Source organism: Bradyrhizobium sp. Ai1a-2, from assembly GCF_000426245.1.
GTDB lineage: Bacteria > Pseudomonadota > Alphaproteobacteria > Rhizobiales > Xanthobacteraceae > Bradyrhizobium.
The window spans coordinates 1-3,042 of sequence record NZ_AUEZ01000197.1; the positions used below are offsets into that span (position 1 = coordinate 1).

The 3,042-nt window shown below is 59.8% G+C and carries 1 protein-coding gene and 2 pseudogenes; 2 read left to right on the top strand and 1 reads right to left on the bottom strand.

The annotated features are described in order from the left end of the window. Both K288_RS54555 and K288_RS0142960 read left to right on the top strand, forming a co-directional pair. Window positions 1-392 (top strand): annotated as a pseudogene (locus K288_RS54555) (hypothetical protein); the annotation flags it as partial. A gap of 17 nt (window positions 393-409) precedes the next feature. Then, the gene (locus tag K288_RS0142960) at window positions 410-1,237 is read left to right on the top strand and encodes a citryl-CoA lyase (RefSeq protein ID WP_027584821.1); all 828 of its coding nucleotides are present in this window, start codon (window positions 410-412) and stop codon (window positions 1,235-1,237) included. Window positions 1,238-1,554: 317 nt separating this feature from the next. On the opposite strand, the pseudogene hemN reads toward K288_RS0142960, so the two are convergent. After that, a pseudogene (gene hemN, locus K288_RS49060) lies at window positions 1,555-2,903 on the bottom strand (oxygen-independent coproporphyrinogen III oxidase). Window positions 2,904-3,042 lie beyond the last annotated feature (139 nt).

Below are 3,042 nucleotides of genomic sequence, written 5' to 3' on the forward strand. Positions count from 1 at the left end.
AGTTGAATGCGGCTGGCGTTCCCGCCGGCTGCGTGCTGACCGGTCCGCAAGTGTTGAACCAGCCGCAATTGCTCAAACGCAACTTTGTCGAGAGCCTGCCGAGCGAAAGAAGGGGCGAACAGCCGTTGCGAATCACGCGCCCTGGCTTTCGGCTGGACGAAGAGTTTTCCACCCCCTCACTTCCTCCATCGGTTGGTGAGGACACTGAGCGATGGCTGGCGCGGCTCGGTTACACCTATCCGGAAATTGAGCGACTCATCTCGTGCGGTGCCGCCGGAACACCTCGCCAGGGAGAGGCGCATTTTCCACTAGACCGCGCGGCCAGCGACGGAGCAACGCAAGACACGGAGAGGGAGTTGTGCGCATCCCCGCCTAACTCGGCCGCAGGTTAACGAGATCGGAAACCAGAATGAGCGAAACTGAGCTGCGAGAACAGGCCGCCCATTGGTGGCGGACTTCGATATGCGACATAGCCCCAGGCCGCATCGCCTATCGCGGATATCCGATTGAAGAATTGATCGGACGGATTTCCTTTCCCGCTATGGTCTGGTTGATGCTGCGCGGCGAGTTGCCCACGCCGGCGCGGGAACGCCTGTTGCAGGCTGCGCCGGTCGCTTCGGTAGATCACGGTCCGCACGCACCGTCCATCGCCATTGCGCAAATGGCGGTCAGTTGCGGGCTGCCGCTGAACGGGGCGATTGCGTCTGCAATCAATACGCTCGATGACGTTCATGGCGGGGCTGGAGAGGAAGCGATCGAGCTCTATGAAGATGTTTTGCAACGGGGCGAGGTTGGGAGCATTGATCGGGCTGCGGGTGATGCCATCGATCATTTCACCAGCACGCGTAGCAAATATCTGCCGGGCTTCGGTCACCGGTTTCATCCCGTTGACCCGCGTGCCGAACCGATACTCGCATTGGTCGATGCAGCGGTAAGTGAGGGTGCTGTCAGTGGTCGCTATGCCAACGCTGCGCGTGCGATCGAGCGCGTCTTGCAAGAGCGAAAGGGCAAGCTCATCCCGATGAACATCGATGGAGCCGCCGCGGTGATCTATGGGGAGCTGGGCTTTGCCGCGCCGCTTGCCCGAGGCATCTTCTGCCTGTCGCGCGCGGTCGGGATCCTGGCGCACGCATGGGAGCAGACCGGACGCAAGGACCGCAATAAAGGACCTATGCCCAAGCAGTTTGAATACAAATATGAGGGCCAGCCGAGACGCAGCCTGAAGGGAGCACCATAATGTATCTCGACGCACCGCCCAGGCTCATCGAAACGCGCCTTTTTTGAGCCATACCAGCCGAATTTCGTCGGCGCTGCGCCTGCCGCCGAACGCCATGATGCAGGTACGTGCTGCCGAAGCCTCGTTTGCCTTCGATCTTGTGCTACATTGTTGGCCTCCAAGCCCATGGCCTTCGACATCCAGTTTCGGAAGCGTAAGAGGTGGGTTCGCTCATGCTCATGCGGAGGATCGAAGCAGATATCGCTGGTTCAGTTGGTCCTAGGGAAAGCGGTAGCGTTCCCCGCTACTACCCGCCGCGACTTTCGTGTCTACCTCCGTCAGGCGGCTCGGCTATAGATCCCGACCCGTTTCGCCAAATGCGCATCGAACGTGGAGGCCACGCTCCGCACCAGGAATCGGGAACCCTTAGCTACGCGCAGCCCGTTCGCCTCGACCGTGATCACGCCATCGGCCCGCAGTCGTTCGAAGCGGTCGTGGTCGATGATTATCTCCTCAAGAGTCCTGCCACGAACATGAGAAACCCGCGATAGATCGACGGCGAGATCGCGCATGATGCGTTCGACAATCTCTGCGCGAAAGCGGTCGTCGGCAGAGAAGGCGTAGCCCTTGGCCGTTGCGAATTGTCCTGTGGCGACGCACTGAAGATAGTCGCGGGTCGCCAGGGTGTTCTGAACAAACTCTTGCGGCAGCCGTCCGATGGCGCTTGCGCCAAGGCCGATCAGCACGTTCTCGTGATGATCCGTATATCCCTGGAAGTTCCTGTGCAATCGTCCTTCGCGCTGCGCAATCGCGAGGCGGTCGCTGGGAAGCGCGAAATGGTCCAGGCCGATCCGAATGTAGCCCGCGCACTGCAGCGCGTCCGAGATGGCTTCCGACTGTGATTGACGTTCGAGGCTGTCGGGCGGCGTGTTTTCGGTAATCCGCCGCTGATGATTGAAGGTTGGCACATGGGCATAACCGAAGACCGCGAGCCGATCAGGCCGGAGTTCAATGCACTTCTCGACCGTATCGAGACAGGACTCGATGGTTTGGTGCGGCCAAGCCATAGAGCAGATCAAAATTGATGCAGCTGAAGCCCGCCTCCCGTAGGCGGTCCACCGTAGCTGCGGTTTGTTCACATGTTTAAATTCGATTGATCGAGCGTAGTACCATCGGATCAAAGCTCTGGACACCCAAGCTGGCGCGCGTCACTCCGCAATGAGCCATGGTCTTTGTCATCGGCTCCGTCAAAGTTCGCGGGTCGACCTCAACGGCGATCTCGGCATCCGAAAGTACGAGAAAGAAGCTGCGCATCGCGCCGACGAGATCGGCAAAGAGCTTAGGCGCCATGATCGTCGGCGTCCCGCCACCGAAGTGGATGTGCGAAGGGCAGGCGATGCTGGAGCGTGTTGGTCAAAAGCTGCATCTCGCAGCGAACCGCCGCCGCATACTCGGCGATAAACTCGTCACGTTCTGTCACAGAGGTATGGCAGCCGCAATACCAGCACATCGATTGGCAGAACGGAACGTGCAGATAGAGGGACGCCGCACGGAAAGCGGGCATGGCGTGCAGCCAATCGACATAGGTCTTGCCGTCGACGGCAGGAGAGAAGTGCGACGTGCTCGGATAGCTCGTGTAGCGCGGTAGGCGCTCCTGTCCATATTGGTACACAAGCTCGCTTCGCATGTCCTTATCGCTCGATTCGACGGAATAGGAATCGCGAGGTCGAAGCAGAACACATTGCGGCAGCTCAACTGGCAGCGGCGGCTCTGTGGCACGTCAGGTCGCCGATTGGATGCTATGGTAGCTAGAGATCTCCGCGATG